This window comes from Adhaeribacter rhizoryzae (assembly GCF_008629685.1).
GTDB lineage: Bacteria > Bacteroidota > Bacteroidia > Cytophagales > Hymenobacteraceae > Adhaeribacter > Adhaeribacter rhizoryzae.
In genome coordinates this window covers 69773-92708 of record NZ_VWSF01000003.1, presented here as the reverse complement: position 1 = coordinate 92708, position 22936 = coordinate 69773, and the positions used below count along the sequence as shown (strand labels likewise).

At 42.9% G+C, this 22936-nt stretch carries 23 protein-coding genes; 9 read left to right on the top strand and 14 right to left on the bottom strand.

What is annotated here, in order from left to right; all coding sequences use genetic code 11:
* Positions 1–100: 100 nt before the first annotated feature.
* From F0145_RS05435 to F0145_RS05420, 4 genes are all read right to left on the bottom strand, one after another.
* Positions 101–997, bottom strand: coding sequence for a DUF4349 domain-containing protein (locus F0145_RS05435; RefSeq protein ID WP_150087303.1), 897 nt, complete (start codon positions 995–997; stop codon positions 101–103).
* A gap of 199 nt (positions 998–1196) precedes the next feature.
* Positions 1197–2504 (bottom strand): UDP-N-acetylglucosamine 1-carboxyvinyltransferase, encoded by a 1308-nt coding sequence (murA, locus tag F0145_RS05430; RefSeq protein ID WP_150087302.1) that lies wholly within the window; start codon positions 2502–2504, stop codon positions 1197–1199.
* A gap of 161 nt (positions 2505–2665) precedes the next feature.
* Complete coding sequence (locus tag F0145_RS05425) at positions 2666–3331, bottom strand: DUF4290 domain-containing protein (RefSeq protein ID WP_150087301.1); 666 nt, start codon at positions 3329–3331, stop codon at positions 2666–2668.
* 171 nt (positions 3332–3502) lie between these two features.
* Positions 3503–5731 carry an ATP-dependent helicase gene (locus F0145_RS05420; RefSeq protein WP_150087300.1) on the bottom strand — a complete coding sequence of 743 codons (2229 nt, stop codon included), beginning with the start codon at positions 5729–5731 and terminating at the stop codon, positions 3503–3505.
* Positions 5732–5958: 227 nt separating this feature from the next.
* Between F0145_RS05420 and F0145_RS05415 the strand changes: the two genes are divergently transcribed.
* The 3 genes from F0145_RS05415 (at position 5959) to F0145_RS05405 (ending at position 8688) form a co-directional block, all read left to right on the top strand.
* Positions 5959–6324, top strand: coding sequence for a BlaI/MecI/CopY family transcriptional regulator (locus F0145_RS05415; RefSeq protein ID WP_150087299.1), 366 nt, complete (start codon positions 5959–5961; stop codon positions 6322–6324).
* A 4-nt stretch (positions 6325–6328) separates the two neighbouring features.
* Positions 6329–7786, top strand: a complete 1458-nt coding sequence (locus F0145_RS05410; RefSeq protein WP_150087298.1) for a M56 family metallopeptidase — start codon at positions 6329–6331, stop codon at positions 7784–7786.
* Positions 7787–8151: 365 nt separating this feature from the next.
* The gene (locus F0145_RS05405; RefSeq protein WP_150087297.1) at positions 8152–8688 is read left to right on the top strand and encodes a DUF4142 domain-containing protein; all 537 of its coding nucleotides are present in this window, start codon (positions 8152–8154) and stop codon (positions 8686–8688) included.
* A gap of 145 nt (positions 8689–8833) precedes the next feature.
* On the opposite strand, the gene F0145_RS05400 is transcribed toward F0145_RS05405, so the two are convergent.
* The gene (locus F0145_RS05400; RefSeq protein ID WP_150087296.1) at positions 8834–9547 is read right to left on the bottom strand and encodes a hypothetical protein; all 714 of its coding nucleotides are present in this window, start codon (positions 9545–9547) and stop codon (positions 8834–8836) included.
* A gap of 279 nt (positions 9548–9826) precedes the next feature.
* Between F0145_RS05400 and F0145_RS05395 the strand changes: the two genes are divergently transcribed.
* Complete coding sequence (locus F0145_RS05395; RefSeq protein ID WP_150087295.1) at positions 9827–10405, top strand: DUF3109 family protein; 579 nt, start codon at positions 9827–9829, stop codon at positions 10403–10405.
* 162 nt (positions 10406–10567) lie between these two features.
* Here the strand turns inward: F0145_RS05395 and accC are convergent, their stop codons facing one another.
* The 9 genes from accC to F0145_RS05350 all read right to left on the bottom strand — a co-directional run bounded on the left by accC (position 10568) and on the right by F0145_RS05350 (position 18555).
* Entirely contained in the window at positions 10568–11911 is a 1344-nt protein-coding gene (gene accC / locus F0145_RS05390) for an acetyl-CoA carboxylase biotin carboxylase subunit (protein WP_150087294.1), read from the bottom strand.
* Positions 11912–12017: 106 nt separating this feature from the next.
* Positions 12018–12524, bottom strand: a complete 507-nt coding sequence (gene accB / locus F0145_RS05385; RefSeq protein ID WP_150087293.1) for an acetyl-CoA carboxylase biotin carboxyl carrier protein — start codon at positions 12522–12524, stop codon at positions 12018–12020.
* Positions 12525–12527: 3 nt separating this feature from the next.
* Positions 12528–13091 (bottom strand): elongation factor P, encoded by a 564-nt coding sequence (efp, locus tag F0145_RS05380; protein WP_146897304.1) that lies wholly within the window; start codon positions 13089–13091, stop codon positions 12528–12530.
* A 141-nt stretch (positions 13092–13232) separates the two neighbouring features.
* Positions 13233–14237, bottom strand: a complete 1005-nt coding sequence (locus F0145_RS05375; protein ID WP_150087292.1) for a beta-ketoacyl-ACP synthase III — start codon at positions 14235–14237, stop codon at positions 13233–13235.
* Between the two features lie 29 nt (positions 14238–14266).
* Complete coding sequence (gene plsX, locus F0145_RS05370) at positions 14267–15208, bottom strand: phosphate acyltransferase PlsX (protein WP_150087291.1); 942 nt, start codon at positions 15206–15208, stop codon at positions 14267–14269.
* A 2-nt stretch (positions 15209–15210) separates the two neighbouring features.
* The gene (rpmF, locus tag F0145_RS05365; protein WP_146897292.1) at positions 15211–15396 is read right to left on the bottom strand and encodes a 50S ribosomal protein L32; all 186 of its coding nucleotides are present in this window, start codon (positions 15394–15396) and stop codon (positions 15211–15213) included.
* 29 nt (positions 15397–15425) lie between these two features.
* Positions 15426–15971 carry a YceD family protein gene (locus F0145_RS05360; protein WP_150087290.1) on the bottom strand — a complete coding sequence of 182 codons (546 nt, stop codon included), beginning with the start codon at positions 15969–15971 and terminating at the stop codon, positions 15426–15428.
* A 69-nt stretch (positions 15972–16040) separates the two neighbouring features.
* Positions 16041–17063 (bottom strand): 4-hydroxythreonine-4-phosphate dehydrogenase PdxA, encoded by a 1023-nt coding sequence (gene pdxA / locus F0145_RS05355; protein WP_150087289.1) that lies wholly within the window; start codon positions 17061–17063, stop codon positions 16041–16043.
* 58 nt (positions 17064–17121) lie between these two features.
* Positions 17122–18555, bottom strand: coding sequence for a leucyl aminopeptidase family protein (locus tag F0145_RS05350; RefSeq protein ID WP_150087288.1), 1434 nt, complete (start codon positions 18553–18555; stop codon positions 17122–17124).
* A 162-nt stretch (positions 18556–18717) separates the two neighbouring features.
* Between F0145_RS05350 and rsmA the strand changes: the two genes are divergently transcribed.
* The 5 genes from rsmA to F0145_RS05325 all read left to right on the top strand — a co-directional run bounded on the left by rsmA (position 18718) and on the right by F0145_RS05325 (position 22870).
* The gene (gene rsmA, locus F0145_RS05345) at positions 18718–19497 is read left to right on the top strand and encodes a 16S rRNA (adenine(1518)-N(6)/adenine(1519)-N(6))-dimethyltransferase RsmA (RefSeq protein ID WP_150087287.1); all 780 of its coding nucleotides are present in this window, start codon (positions 18718–18720) and stop codon (positions 19495–19497) included.
* A complete protein-coding gene (gene mgtE / locus F0145_RS05340; protein WP_223815827.1) occupies positions 19490–20854 on the top strand; it encodes a magnesium transporter in 1365 nt (454 codons plus the stop codon). Before rsmA ends, mgtE begins: the two co-directional genes overlap by 8 nt.
* A gap of 9 nt (positions 20855–20863) precedes the next feature.
* The gene (locus F0145_RS05335) at positions 20864–21823 is read left to right on the top strand and encodes an NAD(P)-dependent oxidoreductase (RefSeq protein ID WP_150087286.1); all 960 of its coding nucleotides are present in this window, start codon (positions 20864–20866) and stop codon (positions 21821–21823) included.
* 175 nt (positions 21824–21998) lie between these two features.
* Positions 21999–22472, top strand: a complete 474-nt coding sequence (greA, locus tag F0145_RS05330; protein WP_150087285.1) for a transcription elongation factor GreA — start codon at positions 21999–22001, stop codon at positions 22470–22472.
* 5 nt (positions 22473–22477) lie between these two features.
* Positions 22478–22870, top strand: a complete 393-nt coding sequence (locus tag F0145_RS05325) for an HIT family protein (RefSeq protein ID WP_150087284.1) — start codon at positions 22478–22480, stop codon at positions 22868–22870.
* Positions 22871–22936 lie beyond the last annotated feature (66 nt).

Sequence of the window (22936 nt, the reverse complement as noted above, 5' to 3'; positions counted from 1 at the left end):
TTGAAATCATGACCAATCCGCAATTTAAAAGCAAAAAGCACCCGAAACGCAGATGCTCTTTAAATGAATTTTGTAGACAGTAATTTAAGGTTGAATCAACCTACAGGTGAGGAGTATTAATTACCGAAAATCTGGACTTCTTAAATTTAAGGTAAAGCGTTACCAGCAATGTAATTAACAAAGCAATAGGCCATAGTTGTATAAGTAATATTAAAGCCGCTACCGTACCATCCCAACCAGCTATCAGGGCTTGCAAAATTCTTTTTGTCAAGCTGTTGTCCGGAGAGATGGTTGGGGAAGTAGTCTGGAAATAATCCAGGGTAATTGTGCTAAAGGCTACTTGGTTTTGTAAATACTGCTGTTTGGCTGCTGCTGCGTCAATTTCTTCCTGAATAGTTCTAAGTTCTGATTCTATGGCCAAAATCTCTTTTACGTTTTTGGCCCTGGCTAGTAATGCCAGGTAACGCTCCTCTACTTTTTTCCGGCTATTTAGTCGCGTATCATTATCTAACCATTCTTCCGTAACGTCTTTAGAGGTTATTGTTTTTTGTTCCAGGTAATCGCTTTCCTTTAGTAAATCCTGCACCAATGGTTCGAAGTTGTCGTCGGTTACTCTTATGGTTAAACTGTTTTCTAAAGTACCACTAGCTCTATCTTCTTCAGCGTTTGAAATAAAGGCTTTCCAGTGCGCAATGTAGTTGTTTAAGGCTTTGGTGCTAGCAGCATAATCTTTTACTTGCAGGCGCAAATAAGCGTGGCGAATTACTTTTGCCGGAAATAGAGATGGTTCCGCTAATTCAACTTTGTATGTTTCCGCATCGTACCTTGGGCTCGAAGCCACCATTTCAGATTGTTCTTCCTGGTTTTTAGGTCTATGTGGCGGAGAAGGAAATATTATATCAGTGGTTTTGTACTGTCCTTCAGAAGGAGGTTCTGGTTTGGCTTGGCAGCGGCAGAACAAGGAAAGTATAGCGGCGAAAATAATAAGCAGTTTCATTACCTTAGGATTTTAAAGTGAATATTTTAGCAGAGCGTACTGGCCAGGATGCGCTATACTAGAAAGACGCAGATTTAGGTAAAATCCATAAAGAAAATTATATATTTATTCGGAAAACAGAACAGAAGACCACTTTAAAATGAAAAACGCCTGGTTATTTATACCAGGCGTTTTTAAATATTCTTTAAGCTAATAAAAACTATAGCCTTTTAATATCAGCGCCAATGGCATTCAGGCGTTTATCTATGTACTGGTAACCACGGTCTATCTGCTCTACATTCTCGATGATGCTGCGGCCTTCCGCAGAAAGAGCGGCAATTAATAAAGCTACCCCGGCGCGAATATCCGGCGAAGTCATGCTGATGCCCCGCAACGGTACCTGGCGGTTTTGGCCAATAACGGTAGCGCGGTGCGGGTCGCAGAGAATAATCTGAGCTCCCATGTCAATCAGTTTATCTACAAAGAACAAGCGGCTTTCAAACATTTTCTGATGAATGAGTACGGTGCCTTTGGCCTGGGTAGCCGTTACCAGCGCCACACTAATCAGGTCGGGGGTAAAGCCTGGCCAGATTTGGTCCGCAATGGTCAGGATGCTGCCATCAATGTAGGTGTCAATTTCGTAATGGTCCTGGGCCGGTAAATAAATATCATCGCCGTGAAATTCCATTTTAACCCCCAAGCTCCGGAAAGTGTCCGGAATAATACCTAACTCGTGAATCTGAGCATTTTTGATAGTTATTTCGGAGCCAGTCATGGCAGCCAGGCCCATAAAAGATCCAATCTCAATCATATCCGGGAGCATCCGGTGTTCAGTACCGCCCAGTTTTTCAACGCCTTCAATGGTTAATAAATTAGACCCAACCCCGCTTATTTTAGCACCCATGCGGCAAAGCATTTTGCAAAGTTGTTGCAGGTAAGGTTCGCAGGCTGCATTGTAAATGGTCGTAATGCCTTCGGCCAGAACAGCGCCCATCACAATATTGGCTGTACCCGTTACGGAAGCTTCATCCAGCAACATGTACGTGCCTTTCAATTTGTTTGGGGCTTGGATATGGAAAAAACTATCCTGGGAATCGTAGGTAAAAGTGGCACCTAGTTTCTGTAAGCCAATAAAATGGGTATCCATGCGCCGCCGGCCAATTTTATCGCCGCCGGGTTTAGGCAACATGCAGGTGCCAAAACGGGCTAATAATGGTCCCATAATCATAACCGAACCCCGAATGGCACGCCCCTGCGCCACGTAAGAATCTGTTTTCAGGTAATCCAGGTTAATATCGTCGGCCTGAAAGGTGTAAGTATCGGGTGACTCGCGGGTAACTTTAACCCCCAAATCGGCTAATAATTCAATTAATTTGTTTACGTCCCGGATGTCGGGAATATTAGAAATGGTAACGGGTTCTGCAGTAAGTAAAACGGCACAAAGAATTTGTAAAGCTTCGTTTTTGGCACCCTGTGGGTGAATATCGCCTTTTAATTTATTGCCGCCTATAACTTCAAAAGAGGCCATTCAATACGATTTAAGTTCTAAATAATAATTTTAAGTTAAAGCAATGCCCCGAACTAATTTTAGTTCTTGCTTTTGCTTTAAAGTAGCGTTTTGTGCCAGAAGAAAAATTGCGGAGAAGCCGGCTTTAATAAACAGAAACTTATTTTACCAGCCGTAAAAACCTACTGTTTCCGGCGCTGGTTCTGATTCTGATTCTGGTTTTGCTTTTTGCGCTGCATATTCTGCTGGTTATTCTGTTGATTAGAATAATTGCCTGAGCCGCCAGCTTTTACATTAGAATCGAACAAGTTGTTGGCCTCTACGTAAGCCAAATCCATATCCAATTTACCTTTCGATAATTCCCGTAAGTTGTTCAGAATAATTTCGTCGGTAATATTATCGCGGTTGTAAGTCTTGTACAACGTTTTCATGAGCTTGCCAATCGAAATAATGGCGTTCTCGCGTTCCTGGGGATTTTCGAGTAGCACTGCCCGCTGAATAAGATGCTCTACATTTTTGCCGTAATGCTTGTAGCTGGGAACCTGGGTTGGCAATTCCATGCGCTGAGGCTTTTCGTTCAGGTACTCCATCGCGCTCAACGGAAAAGGGCTGTCCACATCCAGTTTCGCATCCGACATTACGTATAAGTGATTCCAGAATTTCTGCTGTGAATCCTGTATTTCGCGCATACTCGGGTTGAGCTTAGCCATCAGGTTAACCAGCAAATGCGCCAAGCGGGTGCGGTCGGCTTTATCGGGAACGGTTAAAATGTATTTTACTATATTTTGTACATTGATGCCGTACTCGCGCAGCAACAATTCCTGTTTAAAAGATGAATTAGCAACCATATAGAGGTAGTTTAACGATCAAAGGTAAGAAAAATTTTGGTATCAGGTAGTTGGTAGCAGGTATCTGATAAAAAGCATTTTCTGGCAGATTATTATAGGCCAGGGTTAACTAATTTTATATTATAGTTAAGTAAGCTGAAAATCCTGCTACCTGCTACCAAATACTTGCTACTAACTGTGTATCCGGAGTTTGGCAAAACTGAGGAGCAGGGTTTTTTCGCCGGCTTCTTCAAAATCGATGATGGCTTTGGTACTGTTGCCCTGGGTATCCATTTTAGCCACTACACCAAACCCAAACTTGGGATGCTCTACGCGCATACCGGCCTGTAGGTTGGATGTATCGCTGGGTACAAAGTCGGTGGGCGGTATATAATTGCTGGCACTTACTTTTTTAGGAGCGGGCGCAACCAGGTTGCTCTTTTTCTTTAATACCTTATCAAAAGCGCTTGCTGCCTCGCCGTATTGAAAGTTAAGGAAAGTAGGTTCAATTTCATCAATAAACCGGCTTTTTTCGCAGGCTCTCAGGTTTCCCCATTGGTAACGGCTGGTAGCGTAGGAGAGGGTTAATTTCTTTTCGGCCCGGGTTATAGCCACGTAAAACAAGCGGCGTTCTTCTTCTAAATCGGCGCGGGAAGTGAGCATCATCTGGCTGGGGAATAAATTTTCTTCCATGCCCACGATAAACACGTTTCGGAACTCTAAACCTTTGGCCGAGTGAATGGTCATGAGCGTAACAAACTCGCCATTATCATCTTTCTTGGTGTCGGCATCCGTAACCAGGGCAATATCCTGTAAAAAGGCGCCTAAGCTTTTATCTTCTTTCTCGGGGTCGTCAACGTATTCTTTTATACCGTTGAGTAATTCCTGAATATTCTCGTAACGTGCTACGCCTTCAATAGATTTATCGGCGTACAAATCTTCGATAATGCCCGACTGTTTGGCAATATGCTTGGCGGCTTCAAAGGCATCGTTGGTTTCGGCAATAACAGTAAAGCTTTTAATCTTGGTGGCAAAATCCTCAATAGGAGCGGCAACCCGCCCGGTTAAAAAGCTCTTGGCATTGCTTACCACTTCCCAAATGGTATGGTTCGATTCGTCGGCCGAAACAATAATTTTCTCGATGGTTGTATCGCCAATACCGCGTTTAGGATAATTTATTACCCGCCGCAAAGCTTGTTCGTCGTTGTGGTTAACCGTTAAACGCAGGTACGAAATTAAATCTTTAATTTCTTTGCGCTGGTAGAACGATAAGCCCCCCACAATTCGGTACTTAATATTCATGCGCCGCAAGGCTTCTTCCATGGCCCGGCTTTGCGCATTGGTGCGGTACAGAATGGCAAAATCTTCGTAAGAAAGATGGTTGTTCATCTTTTCTTCAAAAATGGAATTGGCCACCAGCTTGCCTTCTTCGTTGTCGGAGTTGGCCTTAATTACTTCAATCAGCGGACCTTCTTCGTTGTCGGTGTAAACGTCTTTGCGAAGCTGGGCTTTGTTGTTTTTAATAACCGAATTGGCCGCATGCACAATATTTTTAGTGGAGCGGTAATTTTGTTCCAGTTTAAAAACCTGCAACTCCGGGTAATCGCGTTCAAAATTTAAAATATTCTGAATATCGGCCCCCCGGAAAGCATAAATACTCTGGGCATCGTCGCCGACCACGCAAATATTACGGTCTTTGGCCGCCAGCTTACGCGTTATTAAATATTGCGAGTAGTTGGTATCCTGGTACTCATCTACCATCACGTATTTAAATATATGCTGGTATTTATTCAGGGCATCTATGTGGTCGCGGAAAAGCACATTGGTGTTAAACAGCAAATCGTCGAAATCCATGGCCCCAGCTTTAAAGCAGCGGTTCTGGTACGTTTCGTAAATTTTACCAATTTTCGGGCGCAAGGCTGCTTCGTCGTCGGCCTGAATGGTAGGATCTTGCTTGTACTGCTGCCACGAAATGAGTTTATTTTTAGCCGCCGAAATCCGGCCCAGTACCATACCGGGTTTGTATAATTTATCGTCCAAATCCATTTCCTTTACAATATTCCGGATCAGGGTTTTGGAGTCGTCGGTGTCGTAAATGGTAAAGCTGCTGGGGTAGCCAATTTTAGGCGCTTCGGCCCGTAAAATGCGCGCAAATACCGAGTGGAAAGTGCCCATCCAGATATTCTTGGCTTCGCCGCCCACCACCTTTTCTATCCGCTGGCGCATTTCTTTCGCCGCTTTATTCGTAAAGGTTAACGATAATATATTAAAAGGATCTACGCCTTTGTTAATCAGGTGGGCAATCCGGTAGGTAAGTACCCGGGTTTTGCCGGAACCGGCGCCCGCAATTATCATAACTGGGCCATCGGTTTGCTCTACGGCCTGTCTTTGAGAGTCGTTCAGTAATTTAAGGTAATCCATCGCTGCTAAGCTTTCTTAAAAAAAGAGAGAACAAAGTTAAGTATTTTTATACGCATCTCCTGCTATATCTAACACCTAAAAGCACCGAATCGTTTTGCGGGTTTATCAATAACCTATTTAGATAGTTTAGAAAAAAAACAAACGAATATTTCGTAATTCTACGAAATATTCGTAACTATACGATTGATTCGTAGTATAAGGTAGTATATAAGTCATAAAGATAAAATATGGAAAAGTTGACGCCACCGGAAGAACAAGCCATGCAGGCCATCTGGAAAACAGGTGAAGGCCACGTGAAATTATTTCTGGAAAATATTCCGGAACCCAAGCCTCCTTATACCACGCTGGCATCTACAGTTAAAAACCTGGAAAAGAAAGGCTACTTAACCAGTCGCTTAATAGGCAATGCTTACCTGTACCAGCCTGCCGTTTCGGAAGAAGAATACAAGCAAAAATTTATGAGCGGGGTAGTCCGGAATTATTTCGCAAACTCTTATAAAGAGTTGGTAAACTTTTTTGTGGAGCAGAAAAAGCTTTCGGCCGATGAATTGAAGGAGATTATTAATCTGATTGAAGGCAAAGATAAAAAATAAAGATATGGCGGCTTTCTTTCTATATAATATCAAGCTTTCGGTTTGCCTGGGTGTAATATACTTGTTTTACTACCTGGCTTTACGCAACCTTACTTTCTACAACTGGAATCGCTTTTTTTTCTTGTTAGGAACGGCCTTATGTTTTTTGTTGCCGCTAATTAATGTAGGTCCTTTTCTGATGATTCAGGAAGCTGAAAACCTAAGAATAATAAAAGAGATACCCAATATGGGTAATTTATATACGCCAATGTTGCATACCGAAAGGGTTGCTGAACCAGCCTATCCTATCTTCCAATTTATTCTTGTTCTTTTTGGGCTGGGATTATTGGTGCAGGGAGGCAAATTGCTCATCCAATTTGTGTCTTTCTTCCGCCTCCGTCGGTCTGCCACCCGGTTACAACATGGGGCGTTAAATATTTACCAGGTAGATAAAGATATTGCCCCGTTCTCGTTTGGGAATGCCATTTTCCTGAATAAAAATCTGCTGCAGCCAGCAGAACTGCACGAAATTATCCGGCATGAGCAGGTACATATAAACCAGAAACATACCCTGGATGTACTTTGGCTCGAATTATTAACCCTGGTTAACTGGTACAATCCATTTGTTTGGCTGTTAAAGCGGGCAATAAGGCAAAACCTGGAATTTATAGCCGATAGGGAAATTTTGCTGATGCCTCATTCAGACAAAAAATATTACCAGTACTTATTATTAAAGGTAATTGGGCTACCTGATTTTACAATTGCCAATCAGTTTAATATTTCTTCACTTAAAACCAGAATTAATATGATGAACAGAATGCCGAGTAAGCAACGGGAATCAGGCAGATTTCTGTTGGTAATACCAATGCTGGCCTTTTTATTATGGGCCTGCCAGGATAAAGCCGAAACTGCTTTTAAAGATTTGCCCAACACCGAGGCAAATAAATCAGAAGTACAGGCTGGATCTGTTCCGGAAGCACCACCTCCGCCACCGGCTCCCCCCGCACCGTTACCAGAAACTACCGTAGATATAATGAACGGAAAAAAGGATGAACCTATTACTTTAGAAGCTTTCTTTAAAAGAAATCCAAACATTAAAAATTTCACTCCTATCCTGAAAAATAATACCATTGTTTCGGCTGTAGTGGAGTTAAAGTCGGGGAAAAAAGAAAACTATAATTTTAAAAATGCAGGTGAGTTAGCTCAGTTTCATCAACGATACGGGTATTTCCCCATTCACAATCCGCCCCCGCCTCCTGCACCTGTCGTTAGAAAAATGGATTCGGATCACGTATCCTTTATGAAACGCAATCAGCAAGTGGCTATGTTAGGTTGGCAGGGTAATGAAACAATGGTTGTGTTTTTGAAGTCTGGAGAGCGGGAAGAGTACGACTTGAAAAATAAGGAAAGAAGGGCAGTGGCACAAAGTAAATTTGGTAAACTACCCCAGGCACCTCCGCAACCTCCTGATAGCAAATTTTAAATGTGCAAAGTATTGATAAAGAGTGGAAAACTGCCAGTTGCCCACTCTTTACTTTTCAGGCTGGAGCATTCTTTGTAATACTCAATTTAAGGAATTATATAAGCTAAAAAGGAAAAGCGCCTGCCTTATTTTTAGAATTGTATTATTTTAAATAAGTCGTACTGTTTAGGGTATTTCCGTTAATAGAGAACAATTTATATCTTTTAAGATAGGATTATATTGATTTATTGATTACGTATTTACACTGAATTAAATAAGTGTTTATTCTGGGAAGATTGGTAAACTACTAATTTTTAATGCCGTTTAAGCTAAGGAATGTTTTAGTATACACGCTAAAAGTTAAACAAATTAAAGGTTAGTAAATTATGAACAAGTTACTTGTAAAAGGAAAAATTTTAATGTTGATGCTGGCTACACTAGGAATTGCCACTTCTTGCGACGACGATGATGACAATAACGATCCCAGATTAACGGTGCAAGAGTTTATACAGCAGGCAGCAGCCAGCGATATATTTGAAATTACAACCGGCGGTTTAGCTGCTCAAAAAGGAGTAATGACTGATGTGAAAACTTTTGGCGCTATGCTGGTGGCAGATCATACCCAATCCAGTACCGAATTAAAAGCATTGGCAACGCAGAAAAACGTTACTTTACCTAATCCGGTAACTCTACCAGCCGACAAACAGCAGAAAGTAACTACTTTACAAAACCAGAACGGAACAGAGTTTGATCGGCAGTTTGCCAAAATGCAGGTAGATGCGCACCAGGAAGCAATAGATTTATTCGAAGATGCTGATGAAGATATTGCCGATGCCCAGGTGCAGGCTTTTGTAGATAAAACCTTGCCGGTGTTGCGCATGCACTTACAAGAGGCCAAAGAATTGGAAGATATGACGGATTAAATATTCTTAATATATTTAAATAAAAAGACGCGGGCTTACACAAGTCCGCGTCTTTTTATTTATATAGTTAATTATTTATTAATTTTTGTTTAAAAAATGTAGTAGAATATTCTACAAAACACAAGTTCAATCCTTTACGGGTAATTTATAGTTTGCTCACATATTTAACCAGCGTACGTTTGGCAATTGGAAGCAACGACTGATCGAAAGAGCAGGGTACTTTGGCAACAATTACAAAGGTGGCTGGGTTTGGTAATTTTTTACGTTGTTTTACCAGGTTTACCTTCAGGTTTTCGTAGGTATTAATCAAACTCCGCCTAACCGATTCAATATAATGGGTATTAATTCCTCGATAAGTTTCGTAGGCATTTTCAAAAATGGTCATCTGGTATTCATATACGCGAGTTTCCTTACCAGTAAATTCATCCAAGAATAAATAGCCTGCATCGCGGTAGAGCGGGGTAATACCAACGGGACTTATTTCCAGGTTGCTTTCAATATAATCGTATATTTCTTTGCCGTTCTGTAAGGCATGATTAAACTTGGGTGCGGCAAACTGAACAATTTCTTCAATTTCGCGCATGGTTTCATCGTCTTCTACAATTTTCTGGTAAACTATTTCGAGTTTATGAAAATCGGCCCGGCTAATACGTTGCGGAAACTGTTCGTACACTAATTTTTTGTGTTCTTTTACTTGCATTATATTATTGTAATGCATAATCAAATCTGAAAAAACCGGGTACAAGCGTTTAGCCCCAAATTCTTCTTTTACGCCTTCGAGGTAAGCCAATAACAGGTACTTTTTATATTCAAAATCAATCAGGCCATCGGTTAGCCAGTTGGTTTGCAGCTTTTTCATAAGCAAATAGTTAATCTGGTAATGAAATATAATAAAATTAGGCGGTATTTACAAGGTAAGTTCCAGCCTTATTAAAGTGCAAACAAGGTACTTGTGCCATATTTAACCATGGATTTTTATATCGAAAAATGTAAGAATTGGTTATACTGGCGTTTTTCTAAACCGATATTTAACTTTAATTATTGCCAGGGCAAGAAGCGCACATTTAAACCACACAATCTCTTTTTTTGTGCCGAACCAAATTAGCCGTACTTTTGTCTTTCTTTTAAATAAATTAGCATGATAGTATTGCAGCATACGGTTATTAGCGACGATATTAAAGATAAATTCTTTGTCTGTAACCTCGAAAAATGTAAAGGCGCTTGTTGTATAGAAGGCGATTTGGGCGCTCCTTTAGCAGAAGATGAGCTGCAAATATTAGCCGATAATTACGATAAAATTAAGCCTTACCTCTCAGATGCCGGCGTAAAAGCCATTGAGGAACAGGGTTTGTATATTAAGGATTGGGAAGACGATTTTTCTACTACTACTATCAACGACCGGGAATGCGCCTACGCCATTTACGACGAAAATTTAACTTTGAAGTGCGGTATTGAGCAGGCTTATCTCGATGGAAAAATAGACTGGAAAAAACCCATATCCTGCCATTTATATCCCATCCGTATTACTAAGTACGACGGCTTTGAAGCGTTAAATTACGATAAGTGGCAAATCTGTAGTCCGGCTTGTAGTTTTGGCGCTGACTTAGGAGTACGCGTTTATCAGTTTTTAAAGGAGCCGCTTATCCGGAAATACGGCAGCGAATGGTACCAGGAACTGGAAAATATTATTGCGGAAGAAGAGGCCGTGCAGCAATAAAAAAATAATCGTTTACGCACAAACCTACCTATTAACTTATAAGTATAAAGTGTAAGTGGGGGCTACTGAATATTTATCCTTGTCAGTAAATTATTATAAGCAGCTATTTAACAGAAAAGCCCCGGCAAATGCCAGGGCTTTTTATTTTTATGCAAGTTGTTCTTACAAATCGCTGAAATCGTAGGTGTCGAGGTATTTGGTGGTAAAATTACCGGATTTAAAATTTTCGTCGTCCATCATCTTCAGGTGGAACGGAATAGTAGTTTTTACGCCTTCTACCACAAATTCGCTTAAAGCCCGCTTCATTTTTACGATTGATTCTTCCCGGCTTTGGGCGCAAACAATTAGTTTAGCAATCATCGAATCGTAGTTGGGCGGAATGGTATAGCCGGCATAAACGTGCGTATCTACCCGCACGCCGTGGCCACCTGGTATATGCAGGGTAGTTATTTTACCCGGAGACGGCCGGAACCCGTTGCCAGGATCTTCGGCATTAATACGGCACTCAATCGCATGCATTTGCGGGTAATAATTTTTTCCCGAAATAGGAATGCCGGCCGCTACTTTTATTTGTTCTTTAATTAAATCGTAATTAATAACTTCTTCGGTTATGGGGTGTTCCACCTGAATCCGGGTGTTCATCTCCATAAAGTAGAAGTCTTTGTTCTTATCAACCAAAAACTCAATAGTACCTACGCCTTCGTATTGAATAGCATTAGCGCCGGCTACCGCCGCTTTGCCCATGGCATCGCGCAGTTTTTCATCAATAAAAGGGGAGGGGGTTTCTTCAATTAATTTCTGGTGCCGCCGCTGAATACTGCAATCCCGCTCCGATAAGTGGCAAGCCTTGCCGTACTGGTCGCCGACTAACTGAATTTCGATGTGACGCGGTTCTTCTACAAATTTTTCCAGGTACATGCCATCGTCGCCGAAAGCAGCTTTTGCTTCGGTGCGGGCGCTGTGCCAGGCTTTCTCAAATTCGTCGTCGGAATTAATAATTCGCATACCGCGGCCACCGCCGCCGGCTGTAGCTTTAATAATTACCGGATATTTAATTTTGTGGGCAATTTTAATACCTTCTTCCACCGACTTTAATAAGCCTTCGGAACCTGGAATAGTAGGTACGCCGGCTTTTTTCATGGTGGCTTTGGCCGAAGATTTATCGCCCATCGAGTTAATCATTTCAGGGGTCGCGCCAATAAATTTAATGCCGTTTTCCTGGCAAATACGCGAGAACTCGGCATTTTCTGATAAAAAGCCATAGCCCGGATGAATGGCATCGGCATTGGTAATTTCGGCCGCCGATATTATACTCGGAATATTCAGGTAAGAAGCCGAACTGGCTGCCGGACCAATACAAACAGCTTCATCGGCAAAGCGTACGTGCAGGCTTTCTTTATCGGCGGTAGAATAAACGGCTACCGTTTTAATTCCCATTTCCTTACAAGTACGAATAATTCGTAGGGCAATTTCGCCCCGGTTGGCAATTAATATTTTTTTAAACATAGTGTAGTTCTAAAATTTAATAACCGGGAAATCTAAATGCTTAGAGAAGGAAAATGGAGACGTGTTTACATCTCCATTCTCTTTTTTCGGTATTTAGTTTTCCAAATTAGCTGGGATCAACCAGGAACAAAGGCTGGTCATATTCTACCGGCGAGGCATTCTCTACCAATACTTTTACTACTTTGCCCGAAACTTCGGCTTCAATTTCGTTGAAAAGCTTCATGGCTTCGATAATACAAATTACCTGACCTTTTTTAATTTCGTCGCCTACGTTTACAAACGCCGGAGAATCGGGCGTTGAAGACCGGTATAGCGTACCAATCATAGGTGCCTTTATGGTAATGTAGTGGCTTTCGTCGCTGTTAGTTGCGGGTTTAGAAGCTGCCGGTGGCGCAATAATGCTGGCCGGATCGCTTGGCATATTAAGCGCAGGAGCTGCCTGGGGCAAAGCCGTGGGTGCCGGGGCACTAGGTGCTTCCGATATGTAACGGATTTTAGGCGTATCAGCATCCCGTTTTACAGATAGTTTAAAATCTTCTGTTTCAATATCAACTTTATTCAGGCCTGATTTGGCAATAAAGTCAATTAATTCTTGTAGTTCCTTCGGTTTCATAAGCTATTTAACACGTTCGGCGTAAGTATAGGTACGAGTATCTACTTTTATCAATTCATCCTGCTCGATAAAAAGAGGTACCTGAATGGTGGCACCGGTTTCAACGATGGCGGCTTTAGAAGCATTGGTGGCGGTATCGCCTTTAATGCCCGGTTCGGTATAGGTAATCCGTAATTCTACGAAAGGTGGTATTTCGCAGGTAAGCGGGGTTTCGGTTTCGGCGTGGAATAAAATAGTTACTTCCTGACCATCTTTTAGTAAATCAGCAAAAGGTACCATTTTCTCTTCCAACACTACCTGCTCAAAGGTATTGTTATCCATAAAGGTATAGCCGTAATCGTCTTTATATAAAAACTGGTGCGGACGCTGTTCTACCCGGGCCGTGGTAACTTTTACGCCGGCATTAAAAGTATTATCGAGTACTTTGCCGGTTTTAATATTTTTTAATTTGGTTCTTACAAAAGCCGGGCCTTTACCTGGTTTTACGTGCTGAAATTCGGTGATTACGTATAAGTCGCCGTTGTATTCCAGGCAAAGTCCGTTTTTAAAATCCGCAGTGGTTGCCATTTTTTTAAAGCTATATTTTTACTGATGTACAGTAATTAATTTTTTATTTAGTTTACCCAAAGCAGGGTTTTAAAATTCGGGAATAAAAGATAAAAACAAATAACCTGACTTAATTTTTATTTAAATCAGGTTAGGCAGTAATTAATTTTGTACGGTATCGTAGGCCCATTTCAGGTAAATAGAGCCCCAGGTAAATCCGCCGCCAAAAGCTGCCAGCACAATATTATCGCCTTTTTTCATTTGCGATTCGTAGTCCCACAAACAGAGCGGAATGGTACCGCTGGTAGTATTGCCGTAACGATCAATATTCATCATTACTTTATCGCTGCCCACGCTCATGCGCGAAGCGGTAGCATCAATAATACGTTTGTTAGCTTGGTGCGGTACCAGCCAGGCAATATCGTCGCCGGTTAAATTATTGCGTTCCATTACTTCGGCTGCCACATCGGCCATGCCTTTTACAGCAAACTTAAACACGGTGGTGCCTTCCTGGTAAACCGAGTGCTCGTTGCGGGCTACGGTTTCGGCCGAGGCTGGGTAACGGCTGCCGCCGGCTTTCATATTCAGGTAAGCTGCACCCGATCCGTCCGATTTTAAAATATCATCCAGAATACCTAAACCTTCGGTGTTAGGCTCCAGCATAACCGCGCCGCCGCCATCACCAAAAATAATGCAGGTAGTCCGGTCTTTGTAATTAATAATCGACGACATTTTATCGGCGCCCACAATAATTACTTTTTTGTAACGGCCCGATTCTATGAAACGCGCCCCGGTGGCTAAAGCAAAAATAAAGCCGGAGCAAGCCGCCTGTAAATCGTAGCCAAAAGCATTAACAGCCCCCACAGCTTCAGAAATAATATTGGCCGTAGCCGGAAAAACCATGTCGGGGGTAGTGGTGGCGCAAATTAAAAGATCTACTTCTTCGGGGCGGGTGTTGGTTTTTGCCAGTAAGTCCTGCACGGCTTTAATGCCAATAAAAGAAGTGCCAATGCCTTCTCCTTTTAAGATGCGTCTTTCTCTGATGCCCGTCCGGGAAACGATCCATTCATCGTTGGTTTCTACCATGGTCTCCAGTTCTTTGTTCGTCAGAACATAGTCCGGCACGTATCCGCTAACCCCGGTAATTGCAGCAGTAATTTTGGTCATATAAAAAGCAAAAGCCTAAACCGGTTGGTTTAGGCGCTATAAATTTCTTTGAAATGTTCTGAAATATTTGCCCGAACCAGGCTGGAAGCCAGGTTAAGCATATTGGCAATAGCCAACGGACTGGAAACACCGTGGCCAATAACCACGTTGCCATTCACGCCCAAAATAGGGCTGCCACCTACTGCTTCGTAATTAAAGCGGTCGAAAAAAGGATCGGACATATTCTTACTGGCCATAATATCGTAGACAGACTCGGCCATTTTTAAAATAACATTGCCGGTAAAGCCGTCACAAACGACCACATCAGCTTTGTCGTTAAATAAATCGCGGCCTTCTACGTTGCCAATAAAATTAATATTCTTGTTGCCTTTTAACAATTGAAAAGCGGCCTGGGTCAGAACGGTACCTTTACCTTCTTCTTCGCCCAAGTTCATGAGGCCCACTTTGGGGTTTTTGATGCCCAATACGTACTTGGCGTAAGTATACCCAATTTCACCAAATTGCTCCAGCACTTCGGGCTTGCAATCGGCGTTGGCACCTACATCCAGGAAAATACCGGTACTGCCATTTAGTTTAGGGAGTAAGTTCGCAATGCAGGGCCTCATTACGCCTTCCACTGCTTTTACGCTAAACATGGCACCTACCATCATAGCGCCGGTATTACCGGCGCTACAAAAGGCATCAGCTTCTTTTGTTTTTAGTAAATAATACCCAACGCTAATGCTAGAGTTTGGTTTTTGCGTTAAGGCTTTGGTGGGGTGTTCGCCCATCGAAATTACCTCATCGGCATGAACAATAGCAAGTCTAGAAGAACTAAAATCTTTCTTCTTTAAATATGACTGAATAACGTCTTTTTTCCCAACCAGAACAATTGTAATATCCTCTTTTAAACGTTGAGTAGCCAGAATAGCACCATCAATGATAGCCTCAGGCGCAAAGTCGCCGCCCATAGCGTCCAGGGCAATTCTCATATTTAAGCCGCTACTTCTTTCTCTATTGCCAGCTTGCCACGGTAATAACCGCACTCCGAACACACACGGTGATACAGAACAGGCGAGCCGCAATTAGAGCATTCAGCATGCGTACTTGGCGTCAGTTTATAATGAGTTCTTCTTTTATCTCTTCTGGTGCTGGAAATTCTACGTTTAGGATGTGCCATTTTTGTAAACTAATAATCGATTTTATATTTTAATTCTTACTTAAGTTCTTTAGTATATCCCACCGGGGATCATTGTTTTCTTCTTGTGCACCAGCCTCATTTTCGGTTTCACCGGTTTCTTTAGCCGTAGAGTAAATGAGTATATCGCCTTCTTCGGCTTCGTCTGCTACAAAGCGCGGATGCAATTTCTTCATCGGAATAGCTAGCCCAATAAAATCGAACAGGTGCTGGGCTATATTAAATTTCTGGGCACCATGGGTAATCTGCAAAACGTTTTCATCCAGTTCCACTTCTTCCTCCCCAAACTTTATCAGCAGGTTCTGGTGTATTTCTACCGGATAATCAAATTCTTCCAGGCTACGGTCGCAGGTTAAATTAACCACTCCCTTAATGCTAATATCAAAATTTAGCAACAACGGCGATTTGTCCATTTCTACGTGGGCGGTTAATTGGCCCCCGTTTACCAGGTTTTGCTCAAATATTTCGAAAAAACCATTATCCAGCACAAAGTCGTACTCGTGTTTCTTGTCTTTGAGGCCAACTAAGTTTATATCAAATTCCTTTAGCTTCTTCACAGTCCGTTTTTTCTAAGCAAAGCGCAAAATTACTAAAACAATCTTAATTATAAAAATTATAACTAAATATTAAATAGGACTAACCGGCACCATCCGGCGTTTCCGGATTATGTCGCAAGCCAGGAACAAGGCTTCGCGAAAAGAGGTTTCCCGTGCCTGATTTTTTCCGGCAATATCGTAAGCTGTACCATGGTCGGGTGAAGTGCGCACAATGGGCAAACCGGCCGTAAAATTAACGCCGGTTTCAAAGGCCAACGTCTTAAACGGTATTAAACCTTGGTCGTGGTACATGGCTAATACGGCATCAACCTGGTGGTAGTTGGCCATGCCAAAAAAGCCATCGGCCGGAAAAGGACCAAATACCAGGTGCCCTTTGTTTTTTAACTGATTAATAGCCGGTATAATAATTTCTTCTTCTTCGCGGCCCAGCAAACCTTTTTCGCCGGCGTGCGGGTTTAAGCCCAGCACGGCAATCCGGGGTTTTAGAATGCCAAAATCTTTTTGCAACGAATTTAATAACAGCGAAAGTTTTACAATTAATAGTTCTTGGGTGAGTTTTTGCGGCACATCTTTTATAGGCAGGTGCCCGGTTACGGTGGCTACCCGCAATTTTTCACTCACCAAAAACATTAAACTTTCCGGCGAATCAAAGTAAGACGTTAAATATTCGGTGTGGCCCGGAAATTTAAATTCATCAGCCTGAATATTGTCTTTATCAATAGGGGCGGTTACCAAACCATCAATCAAGCCGCTTTTTAAATCCTGGCAGGCCGCTTGTAAAGAACGGAGCGCAGCCCGGCCCGACTCCGGCGTTGGTTTGCCCAGGGTGAGTTCGTAGTCTTCGTCCCAGCAATTAACTACATTTACCCGTTTATTTTCTACGGCTTCGGCGGTTTTGTATTGCTGAAAAGAAAAATTTTCTAGCGCCAGACTTTTGCGCATTTTATTTACAATCTGCCCGGACCCGTAAATAATGGGGTTGCAAAAATTTAAGATGCGGTTATCGGCCAGGGTTTTAAGAATTACTTCGGGACCAATGCCATTAAAATCGCCGAGGCTGATGCCTATTTTTATTTTGGTTTTTGTTTCCACTGTGTAAGGTCAGGAACGCTATATGTTATACGTAAGCGTAAAGGAGAGAAATAAATATTTAAGCTAATAAAGAAGTTAGGTAAGTATAAAGCAATCTTACGCCGCTGCCGGTACCGTTTTTACCCCGGTAATTATCGCCGGTGGGGATGTAAGCCGTGCCGGCAATATCCAAATGGATCCAGGGGTAATCGGTAAAATATTCGAGGAACTTACCGGCTGAGATTGCACCGGCATCGGCACCACCCAGGTTCTTAATATCCGCAATATCCGATTCCAGGTGTTTCTGGTATTCGTCCCACAGCGGAAATTCTACTAGGCGCTCGTGTACTTTGTCGCCGGCTTTTTTAAAGGCTTGTACGGTTTCTTCCGGCGCATTGCTCATCATAACCAAACCTTCTTTGCCTATTGCCCGGGCAGCAGATCCGGTTAAAGTAGCTAAATCTATTACCAGTTCGGGGTTATATTTTTGGGCAAAAGCCAACGCATCGCCTAATATTAAGCGGCCTTCGGCGTCGGTGTTCAGCACTTCAACAGTTTTCTGGTTGAACATGGTAATTACGTCGCCGGGGGCAAAAGCGCGCCCGCCGGGCCGGTTATCCGTAGCCGGAATTAAGCCGATGACGTGCAACGGAATATTATTCTTGGCCAAAGCATAAAAAGCACCAATTACGGCCGCAGCCCCCGCCATGTCGGATTTCATCCAATCCATGCTGTTGGGGGTGGGTTTTAAACTCAGGCCGCCCGTATCGTACACCACGCCTTTGCCAACCAATATATATGGCTTGGTATTTTTAGCGTTTTCGGGTTTGTACTCTAATATATTAAAAGTTGCGGGGTCGAGGCTGCCTTGGTTTACCGCCAGCAAACCACCCATTTTTAAAGCCTGAATTTGCAGTTGGTTCAGCACTTCGGTACTAAAGCCGGCTTCTTCGCCAATGGCTACAATGCGTTCGCTAAACTGTTCGGCCGATTGGAAGTTGTGCGGTTCGTTTACCAAATCGCGGGCCAGGCAAACACCGCTTAATATTTCCTGTAATTCTAGTACTTCTTTCTCCGAAATGGTGCCGTCCGTGAGCGTTATGGTGTGCAGCGGCGATGCTTCAGATTTATCAGTTTTATGTTTATTAAATTCGTAGTTACTTAAAAATAAGCCTTCGGCCAGGTAATAAGCGGCTTTGCTAAAGGTACGATCTGCTAGTTGAATTTCAACTACTTTACCTTCTTTCAGGTGCTTTTGCAGCGTATAGCCGGCTTTTCGTAAATCTTCGTGGTAGAGCGCCACATTTGGTTTAGCTGCTACTACTACCAGGTACAGCCGGTGCGTGTAGCGGTTTAGCAATATTAATTTACTTTTGTGGGTTAGTTGCTGCCCAATATATTCTTTTTCTGCCGGGCTAAATTCTTCTGCCGGGGCTTCATAATCCGGACCAATAATTATAGCTGTATCTATATTTTTACTTAATCTTGTATTGTATTTCAGCTGGGTTGGCATAGGAATCGTATCTTTAACCCGCAAGTTAATAAAGTTTGGCAAACACAAAGCAGGATTCGTAAAGTTGCGTTTTTATATACGTTAACTAGCAGGCAACAGCCATTTAGTAAATATCTAAAGTACAATAGCATACGTTTTAAACTAAGGGAACCGTAACCGCACATGCAAAAGGTAAGACCAAAAAAACATTTGGGGCAACATTTTTTAACCGATCAGCAGATTGCCCGGAATATTGTGGACCTGTTGCAATTGCCGCAAGCAACCCGCGATGTGCTGGAAATTGGCCCTGGTATGGGCGTGCTCACGCAATATTTAATTCCCAATAAAAACCTGAACCTGACCGTAATTGATATTGATGCCGAATCGATCCAATATTTGAAAGAGCATTTTCCGGCTTTGCGGGGCAAAATTATTCAGGCTGATTTTCTGAGAACGGACTTGGGCGGCATTTTCCCAGGGAACTTAAGCGTTATTGGTAATTTCCCTTATAATATTTCGAGCCAGATATTTTTTAAAGTGTTGGAACACCGGCATTTGGTAACCGAAGTTGTAGGCATGCTGCAGAAAGAAGTAGCCGAAAGACTGGCCGCACCGCCGGGTTCTAAAGTTTATGGCATATTAAGTGTGCTGCTGCAAGCTTATTATACCATTAAATACGAGTTTACCGTGCCGCCGCACGTATTCGAGCCGCCGCCCAAAGTGCAATCGGCGGTAATTAGGCTGGAACGCAACAACACCGAATATTTGGGTTGTGACGAAAAGAAGTTTTTTGAAGTGGTAAAATTAAGTTTTGGTACACGCCGCAAAACCTTACGCAATTGCCTGAAACCGTATAAACTGCCCGAAAGCGTAACCAGCCTGCCGGTATTTGATCAGCGGGCCGAGCAGTTATCGGTGGCCGATTTTGTGGAACTGACCAAACTTGTAGAAGCCAATGTCTGAGTTTATGCCAGTAGAAATCACCCGCGAATATATCGACCAGGTAGAGGAGGCCATTGAGCAGCAAAATGCCGAATTTCTTACTTCGAGCATGGCAGATATGTACCCGGCCGATATTACCACGGTTTTGTACGAACTGGATACTGCCCAATCGAAATACGTGCTCGATTTGCTGGACCCCGAAGTTGGTGCCGAAATATTGAGCGGCCTGGATGCCGACGTGCGTACCAATTTCCTCAAATCGTTTACCTCCGAAGAAGTTGCCCGCTACGTAAACCTGATGGATTCGGATGATGCGGTAGATATTCTGAACGAGCAGAAAGTGCAATCCAGGGAAGAAATTATTTCTTTCCTGGACAACGAAGAGAAAGCCGCTGACATTATTGACCTGCTCCATTACGAAGAAGATTCGGCGGGCGGGCTCATGGCCAAAGAGCTGATTAAAGTAAACGTAAACTGGGAGGTGCGGCAATGCATCGAAGAAATCCGGAGGCAGGCCGAAGCGGTAGAGCAGGTTTACGCCATTTACGTGGTAGACGACCGCGACCGGCTGATTGGCCGCATCGCCATGAAAACCTTAATTCTTTCGAACGACGACACGCCCATTTCGGAATTATTCGACGAAGACGTAATCTCAATAGAAACTTACCGTAAAGACACCGAAGTGGTAGATATTATGCAACGCTACGATCTGGAAGCTATTCCTGTAGTCGATTCGCAGGGCAAATTAATGGGCCGCATCACCATCGACGACGTGGTAGATGTAATTCAGGAGCAAGCCGAAACCAGTATCCAGCTCATGTCGGGTATTACCGAAGACGTAGAAGAAGACGATAGCGTGCTGCGGTTGTCGCGGGCCCGCTTGCCCTGGTTGCTGGTAGCTATGGTGGGGGGCTTATTAGGTGCCGAATTTATTCAAATATTCGATTCCGAAATAATGCTGGTGCCGGCCATGGCCGGATTTATACCAATTATTACGGCCACCGGCGGCAACGTGGGTATCCAATCTTCTTCCTTAATTATTCAAACCCTAGCCAGTAAGCAAATTATTTTCGATAACCTGACGCAGCGTTTATTTAAAGTGTTGCTCGTGGCTTTAATTAATGCTTTAATTATTTCGTCGCTGGTAATGGGCTTTAATTTAATGTTTAACGATAACCCGCGGCTTTCCATCGTAGTATCCATTGCTTTATTCAGCGTGGTTATGCTTTCGTCGCTGATGGGGACTATAACGCCCATGATCCTGGACCGGTTTGGGATTAACCCCGCGGTGGCAGCCGGGCCTTTTATTACTACTGCCAACGATTTGCTGGGTTTGGGGGTTTACTTTTTTGTCGCCCACCTGCTGTTACATCTTTAAATAAGTTTTATGACGCCACCAAAGTTTTCCTGCCTGATTATTGACCTAATGCACCCCACCATTGAGCCCATGCTCGAAGCAATTGGCGTTGCAGTAGATTACCGGCCGGAAATTAAAAAAGACGAAATAAAAGAAATATTGCCCGCTTACGATGGCTTGCTGGTGCGCAGCAAAATAAAAGTAAACGCCGAAATCTTAGCAAACGCCGACCGCTTAAAATTTGTAGCCCGCGCCGGCGCCGGCGTAGATAATATTGACGAAGCCTCGCTGGCGCAAAAGAATATTGCTTTAATAAATGCGCCCGAAGGAAATAAAGATGCCGTTGGCGAATTTACGCTTGGGTTATTGCTGGCCTTGTTCCGGAACGTGGTAAAAGCCGATAAAGAAGTGCGGGCTTACCAATGGCTGCGCGAAGCCAACCGCGGCGAAGAAATAATGGGCAAAACCATTGGCCTAATCGGATACGGGCACATGGGCCGCGCCTTTGCCCGGCGGCTGGCTGGTTTTAACTGCGAGGTGTTGGCCTACGACAAAGACGACGGTTTGGCTGCCGATGAATTTGCCCGCTTGGTTCCTTTAACCGAAATTTTTGCCAAAGCCGATGTAGTAAGTTTGCATATTCCATATATTCCGGAAAACAAACATTTCGCCAACGAAGCATTTTTTAATTCTTTTTCCAAGAAAATCTGGCTAATAAATACCGCACGCGGCGAAATAATAAACCAGACCGATTTAGTTAAATATTTAAATACAGGAAAAGTAAGAGGCGCGGCGCTGGATGTACTGGAAAACGAAAAATTACTAACCTTAACCGAAACGCAAAAAAGAAATTTCGATTTTCTGGCGGCAGCCGATAATGTAATATTAACCCCGCACATTGGCGGCTGGTCGCATCAATCTTACGTGAAAATAAACGAGGTGCTGGTGCAGAAAATTAAAGAATTGTTGCAGCAAACAGACGCAGATTAATTATTTTAAAGTACAAAAACGACCTAAATTAAAAAGTATGCAGTAAACACCGGCGAATAATTTCTGCCGCTATAAATATTTACCCGATAGAATATTTTTCGTATCTTGCACTAGGAACGGTCTGTGGCAGACCGTTCTTTTTATTTTACCAGATGTTAATAAACGTATTATAATTATGGGAACTGTTTCTTATTACACCGCTGAGGGCTTGCAAAAGCTAAAAGATGAACTGGCAGAACTAAAAACAAAAGGACGGGCTGAAGTAGCCCGGCAATTGGCGGAAGCACGCGACAAAGGCGATTTAAGTGAAAATGCCGAATACGACGCTGCCAAAGATGCCCAAGGTCATTTGGAGTTAAAAATTGCGAAGCTGGAAGAAGTAGTAGGTAATGCCCGCCTGATCGACGACTCAAACCTGGATATGAGTAAGGCTCTTATTTTATCGAAGGTTAAAATTAAAAACCTGAACAACGGCATGGTAATGGATTATTGTTTGGTTTCGGAAGAAGAAGCCAATTTGGCCGCCGGTAAAATATCGGTAAAATCACCTATTGGCAAAGGCTTACTGGGTAAATCAGTCGGCGATGTAGCCGAAATTATTATTCCGGCCGGTAAAATTAAATTCGAAATATTAGAAATATCGCGGTAGCAGCCATGGAAACAATCTTCTCCAAAATAGTAAGAGGCGAAATTCCTGCCTACAAAGTTGCCGAAGATGATCGTTTTCTGGCTTTTTTAGATGTTTACCCCTTGCAGAAAGGCCACACCTTGGTAATACCTAAAGCCCAAATTGATTATATTTTTGATTTGGAAGATCAGTTGTTAGGCGATATGCAAATATTTGCCAAAAAAGTAGCCCACGCTATTAAACAAGCAACTGGTTGTACGCGGGTTGGCGTGGCGGTTATTGGTTTGGAAGTGCCCCATGCGCACGTGCATCTTATTCCAATTAACCAAATGAACGATATGAATTTTTCGCAACCAAAAAAGCAATTTCCGGCGGAAGAAATGGAAGCAATAGCGGCTAAAATAAAATCGTATTTATAAACTTAAATATTTAAGAAAAGACCTTATCGATGCATTTCGGTAAGGTCTTTTTTATTTGGCAGCGGA

Bases quoted from the DNA above. Each gene is read 5' to 3' on its own strand.
- F0145_RS05435 (WP_150087303.1), bottom strand. From the start codon at position 997: ATGAAACTGCTTATTATTTTCGCCGCTATACTTTCCTTGTTCTGCCGC.
- murA (WP_150087302.1), bottom strand. From the start codon at position 2,504: ATGGCCTCTTTTGAAGTTATAGGCGGCAATAAATTAAAAGGCGATATT.
- F0145_RS05425 (WP_150087301.1), bottom strand. From the start codon at position 3,331: ATGGTTGCTAATTCATCTTTTAAACAGGAATTGTTGCTGCGCGAGTAC.
- F0145_RS05420 (WP_150087300.1), bottom strand. From the start codon at position 5,731: ATGGATTACCTTAAATTACTGAACGACTCTCAAAGACAGGCCGTAGAG.
- F0145_RS05415 (WP_150087299.1), top strand. From the start codon at position 5,959: ATGGAAAAGTTGACGCCACCGGAAGAACAAGCCATGCAGGCCATCTGG.
- F0145_RS05410 (WP_150087298.1), top strand. From the start codon at position 6,329: ATGGCGGCTTTCTTTCTATATAATATCAAGCTTTCGGTTTGCCTGGGT.
- F0145_RS05405 (WP_150087297.1), top strand. From the start codon at position 8,152: ATGAACAAGTTACTTGTAAAAGGAAAAATTTTAATGTTGATGCTGGCT.
- F0145_RS05400 (WP_150087296.1), bottom strand. From the start codon at position 9,547: ATGAAAAAGCTGCAAACCAACTGGCTAACCGATGGCCTGATTGATTTT.
- F0145_RS05395 (WP_150087295.1), top strand. From the start codon at position 9,827: ATGATAGTATTGCAGCATACGGTTATTAGCGACGATATTAAAGATAAA.
- accC (WP_150087294.1), bottom strand. From the start codon at position 11,911: ATGTTTAAAAAAATATTAATTGCCAACCGGGGCGAAATTGCCCTACGA.
- accB (WP_150087293.1), bottom strand. From the start codon at position 12,524: ATGAAACCGAAGGAACTACAAGAATTAATTGACTTTATTGCCAAATCA.
- efp (WP_146897304.1), bottom strand. From the start codon at position 13,091: ATGGCAACCACTGCGGATTTTAAAAACGGACTTTGCCTGGAATACAAC.
- F0145_RS05375 (WP_150087292.1), bottom strand. From the start codon at position 14,237: ATGACCAAAATTACTGCTGCAATTACCGGGGTTAGCGGATACGTGCCG.
- plsX (WP_150087291.1), bottom strand. From the start codon at position 15,208: ATGAGAATTGCCCTGGACGCTATGGGCGGCGACTTTGCGCCTGAGGCT.
- rpmF (WP_146897292.1), bottom strand. From the start codon at position 15,396: ATGGCACATCCTAAACGTAGAATTTCCAGCACCAGAAGAGATAAAAGA.
- F0145_RS05350 (WP_150087288.1), bottom strand. From the start codon at position 18,555: ATGCCAACCCAGCTGAAATACAATACAAGATTAAGTAAAAATATAGAT.
- rsmA (WP_150087287.1), top strand. From the start codon at position 18,718: ATGCAAAAGGTAAGACCAAAAAAACATTTGGGGCAACATTTTTTAACC.
- mgtE (WP_223815827.1), top strand. From the start codon at position 19,490: ATGTCTGAGTTTATGCCAGTAGAAATCACCCGCGAATATATCGACCAG.
- F0145_RS05335 (WP_150087286.1), top strand. From the start codon at position 20,864: ATGACGCCACCAAAGTTTTCCTGCCTGATTATTGACCTAATGCACCCC.
- greA (WP_150087285.1), top strand. From the start codon at position 21,999: ATGGGAACTGTTTCTTATTACACCGCTGAGGGCTTGCAAAAGCTAAAA.
- F0145_RS05325 (WP_150087284.1), top strand. From the start codon at position 22,478: ATGGAAACAATCTTCTCCAAAATAGTAAGAGGCGAAATTCCTGCCTAC.